Genomic DNA, 21883 nt, shown 5'->3' on the forward strand with positions numbered 1-21883 from the left:
GCTCGGGCGGGTCTCGCCGATGACCAGCGCCGGGCGGCCCGATTGCTGGGCCGGGGTCGGCCCGTGCGCGGACCGGCCCGACCGCCTCCGTATCCTGCCCTCATGGACGAAGACCTCGCGACCAGCACCGATGCAGGCTTCGCCGGACTCGGCCTGCGGCCGGAGCTGCTGCGCGCCCTGTCCGATCTCGGCTACGAGGAGCCCACCCCGATCCAGCGGGAGGCGATCACTCCGCTTGTCGCCGGGCACGACCTGGTGGGCCAGGCGGCGACCGGCACCGGCAAGACCGCGGCGTTCGCGCTGCCGCTGCTGCAAAGTCTGCCGACCGGCGGCACGGACGGGCCGGCCGCGCTGGTGCTCGTGCCGACCCGGGAGCTTGCCGAACAGGTGTCGCAGGCGGTGCACCGGTACGGGCGCGACCTGAACGTCCGGGTCCTGCCGGTGTACGGCGGGCAGCCGATCAGCCGGCAGCTGCAGGTGCTGCGGCGCGGCGTCGACGTGGTCGTCGGCACGCCGGGACGGATCCTGGACCACATCGAGCGGGACACCCTGCGGCTCGACGGCATCCGTACCGTCGTGCTCGACGAGGCCGACGAGATGCTGGACATGGGTTTCGCCGAGGACATCGAGGCGATCCTGGCCGGCACGCCCGCGGAACGCCAGACGGTGCTGTTCTCGGCGACGATGCCGCCGCGTATCGACGCCATCGCCCGCCGCCACCTGCGCGAGCCGCTGCGGATCCGGATGGGCCGCGACACCGCGGCGGCCGACGCCCTCCCTTCGGTACGCCAGAGCACCTACCTGGTCGCCCGCGCACACAAGACGGCGGCGCTGGGCCGGGTGCTCGACGTCGAGATGCCGGGCGCGGCGATCGTCTTCTGCCGCACCCGGGAGGAGGTCGAGGAGGTCACCGAGAGCCTGAACGGGCGCGGCTACCGGGCCGAGGCGCTGCACGGCGGGCTGAGCCAGGACCAGCGCGACCGGGTGATGGGCCGGCTGCGGGGCGGCAGCACCGAGCTGCTCGTGGCGACCGACGTGGCCGCCCGCGGGCTGGACGTGGAGCAGCTGACCCACGTCATCAACTTCACCGTGCCGTCGGCGCCGGAGGCGTACGTGCACCGCATCGGCCGGGTCGGCCGGGCCGGCCGGACCGGCGCCGCGATCACCCTGGCCGAGCCCCGCGAGCAGCGGCTGCTGAAGGCCATCGAGCGGCTCACCGGCCAGCGGATCGTGGTGGAGAAGCTGCCGACCGTCACCGATCTGCGGGCCCGCCGTCTGGAACTGGTCCGCACCACGGTGCAGGAGGCCATGGCCGCCGACGATCTGGACCGTTTCCGGTCGGTCCTGGACTCGCTCATCGAGGAGGCGGACCTCGAACAGGTCGCGCTGGCCGGCCTGAAGCTGCTGCACGAGGCGAACGGCGGCGACGTCGACGAGCCGGAGATCCCGTCCGCGATGCCGCTGCGAGACCGCGAGCCGCGGCGCAACGAGGCTCGTGGCCCGGCCGGTGGCGGCCCGGGCCCGGACCGGTACGGCGACAAGCGCTGGGCGCGCAACCGCGGCGCGGTGACCCGGGTGTTCGTCGGGCTGGGCCGCCGCGCGGGGCTGCGCCCGCAGGACCTGGTCGGCGCCATCGCCGGTGAGGCCGGCCTGCCCGCCCGCGACGTCGGGGCGATCCAGATCACCGACCGGTTCGCACTGGTCGAGGTCCCGGAGGCGGAGGCCGATCGGGTGATCCGGGCACTGAGCCACAGCACCATCCGGGGCCGCCGCCCGACGGTGCGCCGGGACCGCCCGAACCGCTGATCGCTCGCGCGGTCTGGTGGCCCGGCCGCGGCCCGGTCACCAGACCGCGCGGATCGGTCGGTCGGAGTGTCCAGCCGGCCCTTGACGACCTCAAGGTCTGAGCAGCGTGACCCGGACGTCCACGTTCCTGCACGCCGCGCGTCGACCCGGTCAGCCGGGCGATCCGTTGCCCGGGATCCGGCGGCTCCTCGACAGCGACGCGGTCGATCTGCCGCAGGAGCATCCGGTAACCCTCCTGGGCATGCCGGTCGTCCCGACCGACCAGCGAGAGGGCGCCCCCTATGGCCCTGATACCGACGTCGGTGATCTCCGTGCGCCGTGGCGGCGGATCCGGCAGCGTCAGGGATCGCAAGAATCTGTTCCGCTCCGCGATGTCGGCCACCTTGCGGCCGTCAAGCCATTTTGTGCCCGGCTCCCTCCTCGCACCTGCCGTGACCCCGGCACTGGATGCGAATACGTAGGTGCACCATTCTCCCGTCGCGCGCCACACCCGGTGGAGATCCTGCAGTGGTTTCCGCAGCTCCTGCATGGGCCAGTCACCGGTGCCGGGATCCCGGTGTTTCCCTGAGACGAGTTCCGGGCCGTCGTCCGCCGCGATCGCGATGTAGTCCGTGAACCACTCGACGATGAGTGCGATGACCGCGCTCAGCTCCTCGGAGGCAAGGTCGGCGATGCGCCGGAGCGCGACACACTCATGCTGATAGCGGAATCGCCACGGATAGCAGGTGCGGCATTACGGTCATCGAAGTACATATCGACCTCCGACGACGGCACCCCGTCACCATAGAGGGTGCTCATATCCACGGCAACGCCGCGTATCGACCCCGACATATCGCCGACGGCCATCGCCCGAGTGGCCCGATCGCAATTCGGGACAGGCTCACGCCGACACACTCCGACAATCATATCCGCACGGAGCGTAATGGGAAGCGCAGCAATATAGTCATGGGACTACCCGCGTTAAGACAAGTTGACGCTGATCTACTTCTCGAATTCCTAAGGTCCGACCATGACTCGGGGCGGGACAACAGGCAGCGTCACATTCCACGGATCCACCAGCCCGCGCCGGGATCGCTATGCGGCCTCGGTCAGGGATTTTCATGCCGCCACACGACCGGGCGCGATCGACACTCTCGTGGAACGGCTGGCCGGCGCGGTTCTCTCCGACCGGCGGCGAGACATCGGAGAGATCGGTTCCTGGACCGCCAGCCTGCCGGCTCTGGCCGACATCCTGCATGCGGCAGGTCTGCACGATTCGTGGATCGCTCTCGAATATCGGCCCTATCAGGCCGGCTGGAGCCGCGCCGACGCGGTCATCGCGGGAACCCGGGCGAATGGCCGAGCCGCGTATCTCGTCGTCGAGCTGAAACAATGGCAGCAAGCCACCTGGAACGCCGTGGATGAATGCGTCACCGGCACCGGCGCCCGCTACGAACGCGACCGCGGGCTCGCACACCCCTACCATCAGGCACGCGACTACAGCCAGTTCATCCGCAATTTCACTGATGGGATGCACGACGAGAACGAGGTCGCCATCGCCGCGGCAGCGTATCTCCACAATGCCACCGAAAGGTCCATCGAGACGCTTCGGACCGCGGGCCTCGACGAGGCCGAGGCAACTTTCAGCGGGGACCCGGAAGGGCGTCGCAGGTTCATCGCCTTCCTGAAGGCGTTCTTCGCTTCGGACGGCACCGGCGCAGAAGCGTGGGAAGATCTGTGCTGGGCACCGTACCGGCAGGGGCCATCGATCCTGGAGGCCGCTACTCGGATCTTCACCGATCGAACGGTATATCCGTTGACGGACGAACAGCGGAACGCATTCAGCTACATCCAGAAGAAGGTCTCGGACGCCCTTGATCCACAGGCTGACCGGGAGCAGGCGATTATTGTCGTCAAAGGCGGACCGGGAACCGGGAAAACCTGGATCGCCATGCATCTGCTGGGCGCCAACGCAAATGCCGGGCGTCAGGTCAGCTACAGCACCAACTCAACCGCACTGCGCAACGCATTACAGAAGGGCGCCGGCTTCAACAAGCATCTCGGCACGGAGTACGCCGCCAAGCTGATCACCTCGGCTCGCATCTACGACGACTTCGCGACCCGTACGAAGCTCGACGTTCTCATCGTCGACGAGGCACAGCGGCTCACGGAGTGGAATGTTCCCACCGGTCACCAGAATCGCAAGGACCGGCAGGAGTACCTCGAAAAGCGCAGGATCACACAGCTGTTCGAACTGAAGAAGTCCGCGAAGGTGCTGGTACTGTTCATCGGCGAGGACCAGGCCTCCACCTACAAGGACTTCGTAACGATCGCTCACGCGGAGGAAATCGCTGCCCGAACTGGTGCCGATTTCAAGGTATTTGAACTCACCGAACAGCACCGGAGCGGCGGCTCCCAGGCATTCGAAGCATGGGTCGACGCACTCCTCGACGGGGAGCCGACGGTCTGGCATGACGAGGACTCCTTCAAAGTACGAGTGGTCGACTCCCCTGAAGCCCTCGAGGATGCAGTTCTCGGGGACGCTGCAGACGGTGACGGCCGTCTGGTCGCGGGCTTCTGCTGGACCTGGCTGAACACCGAAGCAAGAACTCTCGGCGAATTGCCTTTCGATATCAAGATCGGCGACTGGAAGAAACATTGGAACCTGCGCAAGCCGATGGGTGGCTACCCCAAGGATGACGACTGGGCCCGGAATCCCAAGGGAGCTGCACAGGTCGGTTCCATCTTCACCGCGCAGGGCTTCGAGTTCCCGCGAGTCGGCGTCATCATGGGCCCTGACCTGACATGGGACGCCGCCAGCGGGCGAATGACGGTACACATGGACGCGTGCCGGTACTCGAAGCTCGTTCAGGAGCACGGCGACACCCCGACTGGCGACGCGCGTATCCGTAATCAGTACCGAGTTCTGCTGACCCGTGCCATGAGCAGCGTCGTTCTGTACTCCACCGACCCCGACACCCGGGCTCTGCTCAAGCGCATCGTCAACCCTGCCGGGCCACTGACCGAGTCGAGCGACGGCAACAGGACACCGGGCTGACCAGACGCCGGCTGAGCGCGGGACAGGTCAGCGCCGGATCAGCACCCGGCGGCGAGCACGGCGAGGTGGCCGTCGACGGCGGCCCACAGGTGGTCATCCGGGAAGGTGCCGAAGCGTCCGTGCATCCGGCACCGGTCGCGGCCCCGGTAGCCGCTCCCGACCCGGCGCATGTGGGGGCAGATCCGATCCTGCCCGGTTCCGGCTCTGATGGAATGTGGACATGGCGTGGTTCAGCGACGGGGATCTGCGGCGGCTGGCCGGCGCGAAATCGTACGGCCGGGGGGTCGACTATGTCGGCGCGGTCGGGATCGTGGACGAGTTGCCGGACGGCGTGGCCGCCACCGTCGAGGGTGCCGAGGAGTATGTGGTGCGCCTGACCCGGCGCGGCGGGCTGCGCGGCGAGTGCTCGTGTCCGTGGGGTCAGGACGGCAACTTCTGCAAGCACTGCGTCGCGGTCGGCTTGTCGCTGCTCGCCGCGGAGCCGGCCGGACCACGGCGCAGGGCGGCCCGAACCGATCTGCGGGCGTTCCTGCGGACGATGCCCCGCGACGAGCTGATCGACCTGGTGCTGCGGCTCGCCGAGGACGATCCGGCGCTGTACCGGCGGCTGTCGCTGCGGGCGGCGACGCACGGCGAGCCCGACGTCAAGGAGCTGCGCCGGTTGATCGGTGGGCTGCGGGGCAGGGGTTTTCTCGCGTACGGGCGCAGTTTCGACTTCGCGCGCAAGGCCGGCGACGTGCTGGACGCGCTGGACGAGGTGGCCGCCCGGCATCCGGGACCGGTCGTACCGTTGTACCGGACCGCCATTCAACACCTGACCAGCACGCTGGAGCGGGCCGACGACTCCGCCGGGGCCATCGGTGACGTGCTGGAGCGGGTCGTCGCGTCGTACGCGAAAGCCTGCCGGGCCGCGCCACCGGACGACCCGGCCGAGCTCGCGACATGGCTGATCGACTTCCAGGTGCGGGGACCGGGGTGGCCGGAGTTGCCGATCGCCGAGTTCTCCGGGGCGCTGGGCGAGACCGGGCTCAGCGCGTACCGGAGGCATCTGTCGGGGTTGGCCGGTGACGATTGGGCGGTGCGCCACCTGCGGGAGGACTATCTGCGGGTGATCGCGAAGGACACCGACGCACTGGTGGCGCTGTATGCCGAGGAGCTTCCGCAGGCGTACCAGTACGTGCGGATCGCCCAGGCGCTGCGCGACGCGGGACGGCCGGAGGAGGCGATCCGCCGGCTGCGCCGCGGGCGCAACGAGGCGGATCGGCCCGATCCCCGTATCGGCCGGCTGCTGGCCGAGTTGCTCACCGGCCAGGGCGACCACGGGGAAGCGGTCGACGTGTGGTGGGAGCTGTTCACCGCCGACCCCACCGGTGACCGGCACCGCGGTCTGCTCGACGCGGCCGAGCGGGCCGGGACGCTCACCGCGGTGGCCGATCGGGCGCTGGCTCATCTGTACGAGAACGCGGCTCGCGGCCCCCATCTCGCCGACGTGCTGCTGCGGGTGCTGCTCGACACCGGCGATGCGGACGCCGCGTGGGACGCCACACAGCGGTTCCCCTGCGGGCCCGGCATGCGGTACACCGTCGCGCAGATCCGGGCGCGGACGCATCCGGCGGAGGCGCTCCCGGTCTTCGCCGACCGCGTCGCGGCGGCGATCGACCGCCGGGACCGGCGATCGTACGACGAGGCCGCGCGAACCCTGGCCGAGATGCGCGACCTGTACCGGCGGGCCGGTGAGCACTTCGATGCGTTTCTGACCGGGATCAGGGAGCAGCACCGCCGCAAGTCGGCCTTCCTCGCGGCACTCGCCCGGATGGGGCTGTGAGATGCGAAGACAACCCCGGCATGGTGGCCCGTGGACCGACGCCTGATGCTCGACACCAACGTCCTGAGCACCTATAGGAGCGAGGAGCCAGCGACCGGGCAGCTCTCGACAACGACGACCTCGCCGCCGCGGTTCGCGCAACGCTTCATCCATCCACGCCTACGTCGAGGTCACGTGTTCACGCGTGGGCCGGACATTGCACCATGCGAGCCGTGCCATGGTCGTTCCCGGCAACCCATTGCCAGGCCGTTTGACCAGCTCATAGGCAGATGGGCGCAGCCGGAGCGCGCTGACCACTGATCACTGGATCCCGCTGTGCCGGCGATATGGCCGGGTCTCGCACGGTAACGGTGCGGGTCGTCGTGGAACGCGACGAAGACGGCGTGTGGTGCGCCCACAGCCGGTCCTACCCCGCGGAGTCGTGCTGCGGCAGGTCAGCGGGCCCAGCTGCGCGCGACCGGGCCATTATGAGCCCGATGGTCAGCGGGTCACCAGTCTGGCGACGGACTTCAGCGTCTCCGGGTCCCGGATGACGAACCCACGGTAGACGGTGTCGATCAGCTTGGCCGCACGAAGGTCGTGCAGCGCCTTGTGCACGGTGACGTCCGCGGCGCCGCACAGGGTGGCCAGCTCGGACTGGGTCATCTCGATGTCGACGGCGATGCCGTCCGGAGTCCGGCGGCCGTGGCTGGCGCCGATCTCGGCCAGCGCCCGGGCCACCCGGATCTTGGCGGGGTAGGAGGCGAAGTCGACCCGTTGCCGGTTGGCGGCCCGCAGCCGGTCGGCGACGATGCCGGCGACCTCGATCGCAGCGTCGGCGTTTCGGCGCAGGAAGTCCCGGAACGCGTCCCGGCCGATCAGCCGGATCGCCGACGGCCGGCAGACGGTCACGGTGGCCGAGCGAGGCAGGTCGTTGAGCGCCGACATCTCACCGACGATGTCGCCGGAGACCCGGATGGCGATCAGCGCGTGGCGGCCCTCCGGCAGCAGCGCGGTCACCTTGGCGAGGGCGTCCTCCAGCAGAACGACGTGGGTCTCCGGCAGGCCCTCGTGGATCAGGACATCGCCGCTGTCGTACCGGCGCCGGACACCGCGGCGGAGCAGGTCGGCGCGGGCCTGCGGGGCGAGCCGGCCGAGGAGCGTACGGGCCGACCACGTCACGTCCTCCACCGGGATCTCCCTGCGGCGACAAGATTCACTCACGCACCGCATCATCGCCGCTACTTCGAGCTACTTCAATACCTTGATGGCCGCACGGGGTGACGGCAATCCACCAACTCATATTTCTACGCATTCAGCGGCCCGACCGGCCGGTAGAGATGTCAGGGTCCGATACCACACCGGGAGGGTGTACCCAGGTGCCCGAGTTCAGTGACCCCAAGCGGCGCGTCGTCGTCTCCGTCGACATGGAGAGCTACAGCCGCCGCAGCAACGCGCTGCAGTACCGCGCCCAGCAGGACTTCCGCCGCATCATGGACGAGGCCTCCGCCGAGCTCGGCGTGCACCGGCCGGCCTGGCTGCAGCAGCAGGCGGGGGACGGCGAACTGGCCATTCTCCCGCCGGACGCCAGTGAGCGGGCGCTGGTGGGCAACCTGACGCCGACGCTGGACCGGCTGCTGCGGCAGTACAACATGGGCCGCAGCGAGGAGGGGCGGATCCGGTTGCGAGTCGCCGTCCACCAGGGGCTCGTGCACCTCGACGGGGCGAACGGCTTTCCCGGCGACGCGGTCGTCACGGCGTGCCGGCTCATCGACTCGCCGGTGCTCAAGGACGCGCTCAAACGGCGCTTCCCGCGCGCGAACGTGGCGCTGATGGTCTCCGATCAGATGTACACCGACGTGGTCTGCCACTACCAGGACCTGCGACCGGATCTGTTCCAGAAGGTGCAGGCCGAACTGCAGGACAAGGGCTTCTCCCAGCCGGCCTGGCTCTACGTCCCGCACGAGAACGCCGCTGAGGAGGACGCGGCGCAACCCGCGCCGGTGACGCCGTCGCCGCGGCCGGCCGCCGCGGAGCCGCCCGGCACGCAGGTGTTCCGCGACATCCAGGCCTACGGCCCGACGGTGTTCGGCAACCACAACACCCAGCACAACGGTGAACACCGGTGACCGACCAACCCGAACAACCGGCGCCCGCCCCGGAACCGGACCGCCCGCAACCGGCCCTCGAATCGCCGGCCCCGGCCGGTGACGCCCCCGAGCCGCCGCCCGCCGACGACACCGGCGAGCAGGACGACGACCGGTTCGAGCCCGACGACTCCCCGGTCGACGAGGAGGTCAAGGAGGAAATTCTCGGTGCCGATTACGACCGCCAGACCTGGCAGCACACCACCGCCAACGATCCGGCGCAGTTCGGCAACCACAACACCCAGCACAACACGAGAAACTATTTCTCCCCGCGGAGACGCCCGACCTTTCCCCGGCCGCCGGAGATCGACCTGATCCAGGACTGCTACGCGACGACGGGTGTCGAGTCCCGACTGAGCCACCCGATCGGTGGCGGCGCCACGGTATGCCTGACCGGCAAACCGGGGACCGGCCGGTTCAGTACCGCCTGCAAAGCCCTGATCCAGCGTTTCGGGCCCACCCGGATCAGTGAGATCCAGCCGCCACCGGACCAGACCCCCGGCGACGCGGTGCACGAGATCGTCGCCCTGAAGCGCCGGCACGGCTACCTGATCCGCATGCGCGACGGCGATCCGGAGCAGGTCGTCAGCCGGCTCGGCTCCATCCTGAGCGAGGCCCGGTCCCTGCTGATACTGATCTGTGACGCCGAGGACGGGGCGTCGCCGTACAGCGCCGGCGCCGAGGTCCGCCACACCACGCCAGATCCCTATCAAGTCTTCCGGGTGCACGCACAGTACCTGCACCCCGACCCCACCGAGTACCTCACCATGGTCCACGACGGTGTGCGCCTGCCGCCGCGCCCGCGAGAGGTCGCCGACCTGGCCAAAGAGGCACTACGGATGTCCGTGCCGGACGCCCGGAAATTTCTGCTGGAGCACGACCGCGACACCATGTTCCGGGAAGCGAGGCAGATCCTCGACGCACCCGGCGGGGAGGAAGGGGGGCGCCGCCGACGGCTCCGCCAGCATCGGCGTGCCTTCCGGATCTCCTACGCCGCCTCGGGCGGACAACCCATCGGGCAGGTCTTCACCGTCACCGGCAAGCTTCTGACCGCTCTCGACGAGGAGTCCGGCTGGGCGGAGCTGGGCCGCACCGCCCTGGAGCATTCCGTCGAGGACCTCCTGGGCGACCGCCTCGCCGCGTCGTGGAGGGAAGGCGGGCCATCACGGGTCGCCCGGCTGGACCGGCGTCTCGTCGTCCCGATCTTCGACGTGGTCTGGCACGAGTTCGACCATACGAGGCCGGCATTGATCGCATGGTTGAACACGCTCGTGGAAGGTGACAACCAGGCGCGCGAAACAGCGATCCGCGTGGCCGCCGTCCTCGCCCGCGTCGACTTCGACGAGGTGTCGCAGCACATCATCGACGCCTGGAGCGGGCACAAGAGGGTCCGGTTCCGGTGGGCGGCAGCGCGAGTCGTCGTCATCCTCAGCTCAGCGCATCACCTGAGAGCCCGGGTTCTGCCGATGCTGGACGACTGGGTGTGGGGCCGGACGAACAACCGCCGGGACACAGCGGCGTATGCCTACGCGAGCGGCCTGCGCCAGAGTGATCCGCGCTGGAACCTCACCGATCTGCGGCGGATCGCCGAGGACCCGTTGCAGCGCTGGTCCGGGGTGATCGCCGGAGCGGTCCGGCGGCTCATGGAGCCCGAGCTGGCCGGGTTGATCGTGAGCACCCTCGCCACCTGGATCCGTGAGGACGAGCCACCCCGCAGGGTCACCGGGCACGCGGCCCGGGCACTGCTGCGCATGGCCAACGTACCCGCCGACCACCGCTGGAACAGCCCGCCGATGCTGTTGCGCGCCCTCGCCGACCGCTCGGTCCAGCCACACGATCTGGGACCGCTCTGGTACGCCGCGCTGCTCGGCGACCGTACGAAGACGCCGGCCTGGCAGGCGCTGCTCGACTGGCTACGGCACGCGAACGAGGACGCAACGCTGCGCAAAGCCGCGGTCGACCTGCTGAACGAGATGGCGGCGAAGGCCCCGCCGTTGCGGCGCCGGCTGCTCCTCTGTCTGGAGCGGCCCGGCGCGCCCGACTGGATCGCCACGTTGATCGAGGAGTGGAAGTGACGACCATCCCGACGAACGAGCCGGCTGCCACGACGGGATGGCAGCGGTTCGCCGCGTTCTGCAGGCGACTGGTCGCCGCGCTGCGGGGCCCGGACCCGATCCCGTACGTTCCGCCGCCTCCGCCACCGCCACCGGGCCGTCTCACCGAGCGCCGCACCATCGCCCCGCTGGCGGTGCCCGCACGGGGACTCGCATTCCACTTCCAGGTGTACGGGATGTTCCTCTGGACCACCGACGGATTGGAACGCAGCGCGCTGCACGCCCTGGTCGAACGGTTCCTGCCGTACGCGCACCAGTACCTCAAGGAGCTCGCCACCGACCTGGCCGGTGAGGTGGAACCGCACCGCGGCGGCGACTTCGAGCGCCGGCTCCGGCAGCGGCTCGACCGGTTGGGCGAGTGGACATACCAGCGACGGGGCCAGGAGGTCACCTGCCGCCCTCAGGTCCGGGTGCACCTGGACGAGCGCGTCCAGCAGCACATCCGGCCGTACTGGGAACAGTTGATCGCCCTGGATTACGAGCGCGACCTGGCCGCCCGCCGAGCCAGGAACATGGCCGGCGCCAGCACCCAGTGGGCCTCCATCCTGGAACGGTTGATCGACGGCCCGGTGCCCGGCGGCGCCGCGACGATGACCGACGAGCAGCTGGCTCAGGTGGTCAAGGAACTGCTCGTCGATCGCGCCGCGAAGGTGGACCCCCTGTTGGAGGCGCTGAACAGCCTGAAACCGCAGGACGAGTACGCCCGGGAGGGCTATTTCGATCTGCTGGACTCGGTCCGCCCGCCACAACCTCCGGCCTGAACGTCTCCAGCTGGGGGCCGGGCACCGACGGGGGACCGCACGACCCGCGGGTGGCGTAGCGACCGCCTGCCGCGCCTCATCGGCGGGTGAGGTGGATGAGGCGGCGGGCCCAGGCGGTGGCGGTCAACCAGATCGCTTTCAGCAGGGTGGTGCCGCTCAGCAGGGTCTCGCCGGCGCACGCGGACGCGCGGTCGAGCACCAGCCGGGCGTGCGCCAGATCGTCCTCGTCGTCGCGCAGGCGCCAGAGCGTTTCGGCCTGCTCCCAGGCCATCGCGCGGGTGGTGCGGACCAGGATGCGCTGGCTCCAGTCGTCCAGGCCGCCGACGCAGCGGTCGATCTGCAGCTGCCAGGCGGTGGCGAAGCGGCGGCGCAGCAGCGGGATCTGCCGGTAGAAGATGCGGTTCACCAGCAGGTAATCGGGGTGCTGCGGGCCGTCGCCGGGGTAGCCGAGGCGTTTCCAGGTGGCGACCAGAGCCAGCGCCAGGTCGTGGTTGATGTGGGCGTTGACGCCGAGGACGGCGGCGTCCATCACGGTCATCGACTCGTCGTGCGCGCGGCGGAACAGCACCTCCCAGGCGTCGGCCGGGTTCGCGCCGGAGACGCCCCAGGAGCCGAGCGCCCGGAAGTACAGCCGGGCGAACTCGACGTCGAGGGTCTCCAGCCACTGCGGATCGGTGCAGCCGGGGCCGCGGAGACTCTCGGCGACCTGCTCGGTGATGGTGAGGTAGAGGGTGTTGAAGGCGGCGACGCGGTTCGCGCCGGGGCTCGGCGGCAGGGTGTCGAGGATCTTCTGTACGGCCTTGAGCCGGTCGATCACGCCGACGATGTCCTCGGGCGGGTCCTCGACGGCGGTCAGCATCTCCTGCTGGGCCGGCGACCAGTCGCGCACGGTCGCCGCGGTGGCGCGGGCGAGCCGCTGCCGGCCCTGGGCGAGCAGTTCGGCGCTGGACCGCACGCGTTCTCGATCGAAATTCACGGTCCTCATGCTGGCGGCTGCGTCTCGTACGGGAAACATCTTCTCGCCGTCGGATCTCCGACATAGCTGTCTGCGTTTCGGTTATTTCCCCACATCGCCCTGCGCCGGGCCGTTGCGCCGACCGGTGGCCGCGACGGCAACGGATCCGCCGCCGGGGGGGTGCGCCGCCACCCACTCACACCGGTGGATGCGCCGACCGCCGCGCGCCCGCGCGCTCAGCGTGCGCACAGCGAACGGGCGGGAAGATCCTGCACCGGAGCGCCGGAGGCCGGAACCGGCACGTGCCGCAGGCCGCACGGCGGGACCCAGCACCATCGATGAAAGGACATTCCATCGTGAACCGCGCAGGAGCCAGGCGCCGGATCGCGACAGTGGCGGCGCTGTCCCTCGCGGCGGCCGGCCTGCTGACGCCGGCGCCCGCAACAGCGGCGACATCCGCGACAGCCGCATCACGGGCAACACCGGCAACAGCCGCGACACCCGCAGCAGCGGCGATGACCGCGGCGGCGGCGGCGACCGCAGTCACCGCGACACCGGCAGCGGCCGGGTCGCCGCAACCGGGCCCGGCAGCGGTCCCGCCGCAAGGATCCGCGCTCGCACTGCCCGCGCCGACCGGGCCGTACCCGGTCGGCGTCACCGACCTGCACCTGACCGACCACAACCGGGCGGATCCGTGGGTGCCGCAGCGGCGCCGTGAGCTGATGGTCTCGCTCTGGTATCCCGCGGCGAGCCGGCAGGGGTCCCCGGACCGGTACGTCAGCGCCGAGGAGTCGCGCCTGATCCTGGCGGAGTTCGGACTGTCCGACGTGCCCACCGACATCCTGACCGGCGTCCGGGCCCACGCCCGGACCGGTGTCCGCGCGCTGCGCCGCGGGCACGGCTGGCCGCTCGTGGTGCTCTCCCCCGGGTTCTCACACCCGCGCAGCTCGCTGACCGCGCTGGCCGAGGACCTGGCCAGCCGGGGTTATGCGGTGGCCGGCATCGACCACACCTATGAGGCGGCGGCCGTGACGTTCCCCGACGGCCGCGTCGCCGGGTGCGTGGTGTGCCGGCTGGAGCAGACCGGTCAGCTGGACTCCGAACGCCTGACCGCCGGCCGTGCCGCGGACATCTCCTTCGTGCTGGACGAACTGACCCGCCGCCGCACCGGCGTGACCCGGGCCGTGGTGGATGCCGACCGGATCGCGGTGGTCGGTTACTCGGTCGGGGGCGCCGCGGCCGCCGAGGCGACACGGCGCGACCGCCGGATCGGCGCCGGCATGAACATCGACGGCACGTTCCAGCCGGCGCTCACGGCGGATCTCGACCGGCCGTTCCTGATGATGGGCTCCGACCTCGACCGGGCGGCGGCCGACGACCCCACCTGGGCCACCACGTGGACGCACCTGACCGGGTGGCGCCGCTGGGTCACGGTGACCGGGTCGGTCCACAACTCGTTCCCCGACTACGGCATCATCGCCGACCAGCTCGGGCTGCCGGCCCCGCCGCTGACGGGCGCGCGGGCCACGCGGATCACCCGGGAGTACGTGGCCGCGTTCGCCGGCCGGCACCTCCAGCACCGCCGGTCGCCGCTGCTGAACGGCCCGTCGGCGGATTACCCGGAGGTGGTCTTCGCGCGGTAGCCGCCGGCCGGATGCCCGCTCGCCGCGACGGTTGCGACCGCGGTGCGCGGGGCATCACGAGGGCGTCCACGACGGCGCACCGACAACGCTGGAGCCCTGCATGACCGGTACGGCACCTGTCGCGCGACCCGGGAAGACGTTCTTCGGGCAACCGCGACCCCTGGCGAACCTGTTCGGGGTGGAGCTGTGGGAACGGTTCTCGTTCTACGGCATGCAGGGCATCCTGCTGATCTATCTGTACTACGCGGCGGCCGAGGGCGGGCTGGGCATCGACCGGGACGCCGCCACCAGCATCGTCGGCGCGTACGGCGGCGCCGTCTACCTCTCCACGGTGCTCGGCGCCTGGGTCGCCGACCGGCTGCTCGGGTCGGAGCGGGTGCTCTTCCTCAGCGCGGTGCTGGTGATGTGCGGGCACGTCGCCCTGGCGGCGTTGCCCGGGCTGCTCGGCGTCGGGGTCGGGCTGGTGCTGATCGCGGTGGGCAGCGGCGGCGTCAAGGCCAACGCCACGTCGCTGGTCGGCAGCCTCTACGACGCGCACGACCAGCGCCGCGACGCCGGTTTCTCGCTTTTCTACCTGGGCATCAACCTCGGCGCGCTGGCCGGGCCGCTGCTGACCGGCCTGCTGCAGGAGAACGCCGGCTTCCACTACGGGTTCGGCCTGGCCGCGGCCGGGATGGCGGTCGGCCTGGCGCAGTACGCCCGGGGCCGCCGCGACCTGCCCGGCACCGGCCGCGAGGTGCCGAACCCGCTGCCCGCCGCGCGCCGCCCGGCCGCCGCGGGCGTCCTGCTCGCCGGGCTCGCGGTGGTCGTGGTGTCCGCGCTGACCTGGCTGCGGGCGGACCGGCTGTCGACGGTCGTGGTGGTGCTCAGCGTCGTGGCCGCCGCCGGCTACTTCGCGGTCCTGCTGAGCAGCCGCCGGATCACCGCGCAGGAACGCCGGCGGGTGTGGGCGTTCCTGCCGATGTTCCTGGCCAGCGCCGCCTTCTGGTCGCTCTACCAGCAGCAGTTCACGGTCGTGACGATCTACTCCGACGAGCGGCTGGACCGGACTCTGGCCGGCTTCCGGATGCCGGTGTCGTGGGTCCAGTCGATCAACCCGGTGTTCATCATCGTGCTGTCCGGGATGTTCGCCGCGCTGTGGACCCGGCTCGGCGACCGGCAGCCGTCCACCCCGGTCAAGTTCGCCGCCGGCACCGCGCTGATGGGTGCCGCTTTCCTGCTGTTCCTGCCGTTCGCCGGCGGCGGCGCGAACAGCACCCCGCTGCTCGCGTTGGCCGGCATCCTGCTGGTGTTCACCGTGGCCGAGCTGCTGCTGTCCCCGGTCGGGTTGTCGCTGGCCACGAAACTCGCGCCGCACGTGTTCCGGACCCAGATGGTGGCGCTGTTCTTCCTGTCGGTCGCGCTGGGCACGGCCGCCTCGGGCAGCCTCGCCGGTTTCTACAGCACCGCCCACGAGTCGGCGTACTTCGGCGTCCTCGGCGCGGTCGCGATCGTCCTCGGCGCCGCGCTGGCCGCCGCCGCCCGCCCGATCTCCCGGCTGATGGGTGACGTCCGCTGAGCCTCGGACCGCCCGCGGTCGCCGGCCGCGCGGGCGGTCCGCGGGACCCGGCGGCGTCGCGCGGGATCGGCACGGGGCTCGGCTTCTGCCTGCGGGCGGGGCCACGAGGGCGTATCCCGGAAGGTTTTGATCCTTCGGCGGTTCGCGGTTGCACCGATCCGGGCGCGCGGCGCCGGGAGGTGACCGCAGCGGCTGTCCCGTCCCGGGTGGAGCTGGCGGATCGCGTCAGCTGGGCGGGCCGCCTCAGCTGACGGATCGCGTCAGCTGGGCGGATCGCGTCAGCTCGCGTTTCGCGTCAGCTGGCGGATCGCGTCAGCTGGCGGATCGCGTCAGCTGGCGGATCGCGTCAGCTGGCGGATCGCGTCAGCTGGCGGATCGCGTCAGCTGGCGGATCGCGTCAGCTGGCGGATCGCGTCAGCTGGCGGATCGCGTCAGCTGGCGGATCGCGTCAGCTGGCGGATCGCGTCAGCTGGCGGATCGCGTCATCACCGGCATCGGGACCGGCTACCCGGACGCAGCGCGCCGGCCGGACCCGGTCCTGCCCGACGGCCGCCGCTTGTACGAGGCGCGAGGCGCTGCGCACCGGCCGGTGGGTGCGGCTGTCGCCGTCCGCCGCCGTACCCGCGGACCGCCGCGTGACCAGCCACCCTGAGAGCTCACAGGGACCGGAAACCTTCCGCCGTCGCTAGCATCAACTGATCGATGACGGGCGATATCGGAGAAATCATGCCGAAGAACTTCAAGCGGGCCCTGGCCGCGGCCGCCGCGCTCCTGGCCGGGGCGGTGTCCTCACTGGTGGTGGCGACGTCGCCGGCGATGGCCGACGGTGTCACCGTGGCGCACAAGTGCGGCAACCCGTCGCGCGTGTTCAAGACGGTTCGGGCCGGGATCTGCGCCAACCTCGTCAAGTTGCGCAACGGCTCCAGCGGGCCGTACCGCCTTGCCGCCTACACGGAGGCGTTCTGCCAGTCGAACCTGTCGCCCTACACCATCAAGAACTGCCGGGGGATCGTGGCCGGCGCCGACCTCTACCGGCGCAAGCCCGGTGCCACCGCCTGGCAGCTCGTGTTCCACAGCAACAACTACGGGTGCGGATCGCTGTGGTCCGGCAACCCCACGTGCGACGCCCAACGGTACGGCCCGTACTCCTACGAGACGGACATCAACGACTGCTGGGAGTTCATGGGCCACGCCCGTGCATCGATCCAGTTGCCGGGTGACGACGCGGTCATCAGCGGCATCCTGATGGACAGCCAGGTGTGGGCCACCGGCGTTCCGGGCTGCAACACCTGATTCCGCCCTCACCGCGGCGGTTGTGGCCTCCAGCGGCGGAAACGACGACACCGCCGGCTGACCGGCCGATGCCAGGAGTGGCACCGGCGCGCGGCATGTCGGCCCTGACCAGCGTTGTCGTTGACCTGGATCGATGACTACGGGCGGGCCGTCGGTATCGCTTCCGCCCGACCGGTCATGGCCACGACAACGAACGTCAACAGGTCCGGGACGCGGCGGCACGCGCAGCCGAAGCGGTACCAGCGCACCGGACCGCTACCACCGATGTCAGATAGCTGACGGGTTGACTACGGCGCTCATAGGCTGATCCAGTAACGCTTCAGCTTTCCCAGCTCGGTGTCCCGGATGTCGTCGAGCGTCCCGCCGTGACCTTCGATGGTGCGTGCTGAAGCCACGTTCTCGACGTTGCAGGTGAGCAGAACACGACGCAGCCCGATACCGCGCGCCTCGCCCAGCATCTCGCCGAGCGCCCAGGACGCCAGACCACGCCGCCGCGCCGTGGGCCGGATGCCGTACCCGATGTGGCCACCGGCGTTGAGCAGGAAGTCGTTCAATTCGTGTCGCAGCGCGACCGCGCCGAGCACCCTGTCGTCCTCGACCACCCATCGATAGGTGCAGTGCACCCAGCCTTCCTCGACGGGGACTGCCGGATCCTCCTGCCGGTGCAGCCGCTGGACCCAGGCCGCGAAACCGGGCACGGAGTCCACCTCGTCGCCGGGGCGCAGTCCGGCGCCGTCCTGATGGACACCCCTGCCCCAGTCGTCACGGGACGCAAGCCAGGAGGCGTGCAGGCGGGTCGTCGGCTTGACCAACTTGATCATCCGCGGACAGTATCCGTACTCCCCGACAGGATGCGCGACATTTTTCTACGCCGACGCCGCACAACCCGAGAATTCTCCACTCGGCGCCGTAGCCGTGACGCTCGAGGCTGACGTGCCGGGAACGGCTGCGCGCGGGACTCTATGCCGCGGACAGCACGCTCCGCTTCGGTCGCAACACGCATCGGGCTCGTCCATCGGCACGGGCCGCAGCCGACCTCGGTGACGCAGCGGGTCGGGAGGTGCTCGCGGAACCCCGCTGACACATCGCTCGCTTCCGGCCTGTCCGTCACGACCGCCACAACGAGCATCGATAGGTGCCGGATGCGCCCCATTCTCACCGGATGACGCTGCGTCACCGTAGGCCAGACCGACAGCGGACCCTACGAATGCGCGGATCCGCCGAGTTGAGGGCTTCGCCGAGAAATCGGTGGCTAGTGCTGGCCGCCATGGCCCAGGCTGCTCGAATGACAAGCAGCGACCTCTGGGATGCCGAGACGGCTGAGCGTTACGACGAGACGTCCGCCTTCATGTTCGCACCCGAAGTGCTCGATCCTGCGGTTGATTCTCTCGCTGACCTGGCGGGCAACGGTCCCGCACTGGAATTCGCGATCGGTACCGGGCGGGTGGCTATACCTCTGGTGGAACGTGGCGTGTCGGTATCCGGCATCGAGCTTTCGCAGCCGATGGTCGACCAGCTACACAAGAAACGGGCAGACATCCCCGTTGTGGTCGGCGACATGGCGACCAGCACGATGCCCGGCCAGTTTTCGCTCGTATACCTGGTCTGGAACAGCATCGGAAACCTGCGCACCCAGGCTGAGCAGGTTGCCTGCTTCCGCAACGCTGCCCGTCACCTCGCGCCGGGCGGACGGTTCGTCATCGAGTTGTGGGTGCCCGGCATCCGGCGTTTTCCGCCCGGGCAGGCGGCAGTGCCCTACCACGTCGGCCGGCACCACGTCGGCTTCGACACCTACGACATGGCCACTCAACAAGGCACGTCGCATCACTACCGACGGCACCCCGATGGCACAGTGACCTATTGGGACAGCAATTTCCGCTACATCTGGCCGGCCGAATGCGACCTGATGGCACAGCTCGCCGGGATGCATCTTGAGCAACGTGTCGCTGATTGGAACGGCGGGCCCTTCACGAGCGACTCCGAGAGCCACGTCTCCACATGGCGCAAGCCGGCGTGATCCCTCGACGCCCGGATCTGCCGCCGCGAGGGTGATGGCCGTAAGAGACGATCAGGTGCCGAGCAGCGGTCATCGCGGGGAGAGAACCGCCCGAAGGTGCACCACTGCCCGGGACCTGAACAGGGTAGGCGTCTCGCATCATGGACGGTCCCGGACTATGAGGGCCAGCGCCGGCCGGTCGAAGCGAGCGGTATGACTACCTCAACTGCGTTACAGCCCAGCCCGGCCATTTCCGACCCACGACTATTGGCAGCCGCAGTCGCCGCGTACCTCGGCCGGTACCGCGGTCAATCGCGGATGCACACCGGCTCCGACCTCAAGCTCTTCCTGCACTGGTCGGCTGACCAGCCACTGGACCCGCTGCAAGCAACACGGGTGGACATCGAGCGCTACGTGCGCTGGCTACAAGATGTCCGTTGTTACCAGCCCTCGACGGTGTCCCGGCGGCTGTCGGTCGTGATCGGCTTCTACCGCGGCTGCGTCATCGACCCTTCATGGCCTGCGGGACGTAGTCATGAACCCACGCGCGATCGTGCCGATGAGCGGATAGCTTCGGCGGTTGGGACCAGGCAAGATGTGGCGGTGTGACACTCGATAGGTCCGGGCAGCTTTGGCGGGGAGACAACTTCGCCGATCTTGCCGAGTATATCCGCCACTTCAAGGCCGGCGGTTATCCGGTCAACACTGTGACGGAGTCTCGATGTGGCGAGTGCGACGGTACCGCTTTCCGCATCAACATCGACGGGGACGAAGCGACGCGGCGGGTATGCCTGTCCTGCGGCGCCGCAGCCTTCATCGGCGACAGCGGCGAACACTGGAACGAGGAGGAGCACGACTCGTGCGCGTGCCCGTGCGGCAGTGAGGAGTTCACCGCCGCGGTGGGCTATGCACTATTCGACGATGGTGAGGTGCGATGGGTCAGCCTCGGCCTCCGGTGCCTAAAGGACAACACACTGGGCGTCTATGCCGACACGAAGGTCGACTACAGCCCCTCGCGCCACCTTCTCGACCAGGCGTAGCCGCCGAATAGCGTCCGGATCTGCCGCCGACCGCGCGGCCATGAACAGTAGAACTACCTCTCGGCTTGACCGGCGGCATGCAAGAATCGCCCGGTCCCGACAACAGGCGCACCGGGGCGCCCCAGGCCGTAGGCCGAACCGGTTGTAGTAGGAGGCGACTCACGGGGCGGTCGTACGCGTGATGCTCGAGCGGCATCCTGGATAGGCGCAGCCGGACCCGGGCTGAACATTGCGAGCCGCACTCTCGTGCCGCGACGCGCGTCCTTCGACGCCTGATTTGGCGGGGCGAGGGCCTCAGTCACGGACGGGAAGCCTGCCGGCATCGGATCAATTCGTCTTTCCAGCCGGGCGGCGGAGGCCACGGAACGCCCCAAGCTGCGAGGGTGGCCTTCGTCCAACCGCCCTTCGGGGTCTTGGCGGCCTCAATCTCGTCGGGCGACACGTTCGAGCGCAGCGGAGGGCCTTGGTAGCTCACCAGCACATGATTACGGGAAAGGCCTACGGGCTTCAAACCCCTTGGCCTCGACGACAAGATCACATGCGCTCCTCTGCCGCCGATCGTGCGCGCCGGCTCGAAGCCTGGCAATCACTTGCCGTGGCCCCGGCTTGGCCGTCTCGATCCGCCGTAAAGGTGGACACGGTGGTCGACATGATGCTCAGGCTCGTGTAAGACGAACCCGTCACGCTTCATCTCGCCGTTCGCGATGAGCATCAGCCAGTCCTCGTAGTACCAGCTGGGATTGCAGGCGCAGGTGCTGACGGTGAACCGGAAGTTCGCCCGATACCGGCCGATCTCCCCAGGCTGGAGCGCGAAGAGACGGGCCGGGCCACCCTGCCGCGGATAGGCGGCCCAACCGGGTAACCGGTCAACGACCAGCCTCCCGCTCTCCACGGACAACGAGAGGTCGAGCTCCCGGGCTCGATCCAGGCCACCACTGACTACCCCGTCATGAGGCACATACCGGGTCGCCTCATCGGCAAGCACGTCGTGAATGACCACATCACCGGCTGGTATCGACGGCGGAAGCACCGCTGGGCTGCACAGACCCCGCCGGGCGTTCGCCGCCGGCGCTCCACGTGCTGCCGCACTCCAGCGCACACGCACGCGTTGAATAGTGATCACGGTTCATCCTGGCGTGCCATGCCACCGGACCGCCAGCCGTTATCCGGATCTGCCGCGAGTCCGGCGGACGGCTTGATGCGGGTCGTACGATCCCGGGAGCCATACGGCACCCGAACCTACCGGGGTCAGGGGCCCCATTGCGTGGGTGGACAGCCCCTGACCCTCACCGCAGCGTACTGGCTCACCACAGCAACGGCCTCGGCCTAGTCTGATGGTCCCGCGGACCCCAGCGCAGCGCCCAAACCACCATCTACCGACCGCACTGAACTTTCCCGCAACCGAGGAGTGGTCGGCCGGCACCCGAACACTCGACAGAACACGCGGAGAGCACTCCGGAATCGAAGGAGAGGTCACGGGAGCAAACGCAGTAAAGAGGTCACGCTGTTCGATGCCGTTGAGCCGCATGCACATGCTCTTCGGCGCTGTTGGGCGCTGTTCGTGGAGCTCTCCCGTGTGAACGTAGTCCGATCAAGCCACTGACCAGGAACAACGCAAATCAGGCCTGGTCAGACGATGCCACCCGACGCTACTGAACGCTGTTCGACGCCGCCCGGCGCTGCCAGTAACCACCCCGCCTGCTCCCCACCGATCACCCGGATTGGGAGC

Annotated in this window: 17 protein-coding genes; 12 read left to right on the forward strand and 5 right to left on the reverse strand. The window is 69.5% G+C overall.

Annotation, left to right across the window (positions count from 1 at the left end; all coding sequences use genetic code 11):
* Positions 1–102 precede the first annotated feature (102 nt).
* Together ACTEI_RS24255 and ACTEI_RS24260 are read left to right on the forward strand one after the other, a co-directional pair.
* Positions 103–1806, forward strand: a complete 1704-nt coding sequence (locus ACTEI_RS24255; protein WP_122979765.1) for a DEAD/DEAH box helicase — start codon at positions 103–105, stop codon at positions 1804–1806.
* Between the two features lie 1009 nt (positions 1807–2815).
* Positions 2816–4843 carry a DNA/RNA helicase domain-containing protein gene (locus tag ACTEI_RS24260; RefSeq protein ID WP_122979766.1) on the forward strand — a complete coding sequence of 676 codons (2028 nt, stop codon included), beginning with the start codon at positions 2816–2818 and terminating at the stop codon, positions 4841–4843.
* A gap of 38 nt (positions 4844–4881) precedes the next feature.
* On the opposite strand, the gene ACTEI_RS39030 is transcribed toward ACTEI_RS24260, so the two are convergent.
* Positions 4882–5013 (reverse strand): hypothetical protein, encoded by a 132-nt coding sequence (locus ACTEI_RS39030; protein WP_262384627.1) that lies wholly within the window; start codon positions 5011–5013, stop codon positions 4882–4884.
* A 50-nt stretch (positions 5014–5063) separates the two neighbouring features.
* Here ACTEI_RS39030 and ACTEI_RS24265 point away from each other — a divergent pair, with 50 nt between their 5' ends.
* A complete protein-coding gene (locus ACTEI_RS24265; protein WP_122979767.1) occupies positions 5064–6668 on the forward strand; it encodes an SWIM zinc finger family protein in 1605 nt (534 codons plus the stop codon).
* 480 nt (positions 6669–7148) lie between these two features.
* On the opposite strand, the gene ACTEI_RS24275 is transcribed toward ACTEI_RS24265, so the two are convergent.
* Positions 7149–7838 carry a Crp/Fnr family transcriptional regulator gene (locus ACTEI_RS24275; RefSeq protein WP_239082512.1) on the reverse strand — a complete coding sequence of 230 codons (690 nt, stop codon included), beginning with the start codon at positions 7836–7838 and terminating at the stop codon, positions 7149–7151.
* 188 nt (positions 7839–8026) lie between these two features.
* Between ACTEI_RS24275 and ACTEI_RS24280 the strand changes: the two genes are divergently transcribed.
* The 3 genes from ACTEI_RS24280 to ACTEI_RS24290 are packed head-to-tail and all read left to right on the forward strand — an operon-like array spanning position 8027 to position 11669.
* Positions 8027–8776: a hypothetical protein gene (locus ACTEI_RS24280; protein ID WP_239082513.1), complete on the forward strand. Its 750-nt coding sequence runs from the start codon at positions 8027–8029 to the stop codon at positions 8774–8776.
* Positions 8773–10869, forward strand: coding sequence for a type 2 periplasmic-binding domain-containing protein (locus ACTEI_RS24285; protein WP_122979770.1), 2097 nt, complete (start codon positions 8773–8775; stop codon positions 10867–10869). The genes ACTEI_RS24280 and ACTEI_RS24285 overlap by 4 nt, the downstream gene beginning before the upstream one ends.
* Positions 10866–11669 carry a hypothetical protein gene (locus ACTEI_RS24290; protein WP_122979771.1) on the forward strand — a complete coding sequence of 268 codons (804 nt, stop codon included), beginning with the start codon at positions 10866–10868 and terminating at the stop codon, positions 11667–11669. The genes ACTEI_RS24285 and ACTEI_RS24290 overlap by 4 nt, the downstream gene beginning before the upstream one ends.
* A 76-nt stretch (positions 11670–11745) precedes the next feature.
* Here ACTEI_RS24290 and ACTEI_RS24295 read toward each other — a convergent pair whose 3' ends face one another.
* Entirely contained in the window at positions 11746–12654 is a 909-nt protein-coding gene (locus ACTEI_RS24295) for a DUF5995 family protein (protein ID WP_372443280.1), read from the reverse strand.
* 485 nt (positions 12655–13139) lie between these two features.
* Between ACTEI_RS24295 and ACTEI_RS24300 the strand changes: the two genes are divergently transcribed.
* The 3 genes from ACTEI_RS24300 to ACTEI_RS24310 all read left to right on the forward strand — a co-directional run bounded on the left by ACTEI_RS24300 (position 13140) and on the right by ACTEI_RS24310 (position 17118).
* Positions 13140–14267: an alpha/beta hydrolase family protein gene (locus ACTEI_RS24300; RefSeq protein ID WP_164466070.1), complete on the forward strand. Its 1128-nt coding sequence runs from the start codon at positions 13140–13142 to the stop codon at positions 14265–14267.
* 100 nt (positions 14268–14367) lie between these two features.
* Positions 14368–15825, forward strand: coding sequence for a peptide MFS transporter (locus ACTEI_RS24305; RefSeq protein WP_122979774.1), 1458 nt, complete (start codon positions 14368–14370; stop codon positions 15823–15825).
* A 726-nt stretch (positions 15826–16551) separates the two neighbouring features.
* Positions 16552–17118 (forward strand): hypothetical protein, encoded by a 567-nt coding sequence (locus tag ACTEI_RS24310; protein WP_122979775.1) that lies wholly within the window; start codon positions 16552–16554, stop codon positions 17116–17118.
* A gap of 296 nt (positions 17119–17414) precedes the next feature.
* On the opposite strand, the gene ACTEI_RS24315 is transcribed toward ACTEI_RS24310, so the two are convergent.
* The gene (locus ACTEI_RS24315; protein ID WP_122979776.1) at positions 17415–17939 is read right to left on the reverse strand and encodes a GNAT family N-acetyltransferase; all 525 of its coding nucleotides are present in this window, start codon (positions 17937–17939) and stop codon (positions 17415–17417) included.
* A 464-nt stretch (positions 17940–18403) separates the two neighbouring features.
* On the opposite strand from ACTEI_RS24315, the gene ACTEI_RS24320 reads away from it, so the two are divergent.
* The 3 genes from ACTEI_RS24320 (at position 18404) to ACTEI_RS24330 (ending at position 20154) form a co-directional block, all read left to right on the forward strand.
* Entirely contained in the window at positions 18404–19135 is a 732-nt protein-coding gene (locus tag ACTEI_RS24320; protein ID WP_122982372.1) for a class I SAM-dependent DNA methyltransferase, read from the forward strand.
* A 192-nt stretch (positions 19136–19327) separates the two neighbouring features.
* Complete coding sequence (locus tag ACTEI_RS24325) at positions 19328–19723, forward strand: site-specific integrase (protein WP_122979777.1); 396 nt, start codon at positions 19328–19330, stop codon at positions 19721–19723.
* Positions 19720–20154, forward strand: a complete 435-nt coding sequence (locus ACTEI_RS24330; RefSeq protein ID WP_122979778.1) for a hypothetical protein — start codon at positions 19720–19722, stop codon at positions 20152–20154. Before ACTEI_RS24325 ends, ACTEI_RS24330 begins: the two co-directional genes overlap by 4 nt.
* A gap of 586 nt (positions 20155–20740) precedes the next feature.
* Here the strand turns inward: ACTEI_RS24330 and ACTEI_RS24340 are convergent.
* Positions 20741–21277 carry a hypothetical protein gene (locus tag ACTEI_RS24340; protein WP_239082514.1) on the reverse strand — a complete coding sequence of 179 codons (537 nt, stop codon included), beginning with the start codon at positions 21275–21277 and terminating at the stop codon, positions 20741–20743.
* Between the last annotated feature and the right edge of the window lie 606 nt (positions 21278–21883).

This window comes from Actinoplanes teichomyceticus ATCC 31121, from assembly GCF_003711105.1.
Classification (GTDB): domain Bacteria; phylum Actinomycetota; class Actinomycetes; order Mycobacteriales; family Micromonosporaceae; genus Actinoplanes; species Actinoplanes teichomyceticus.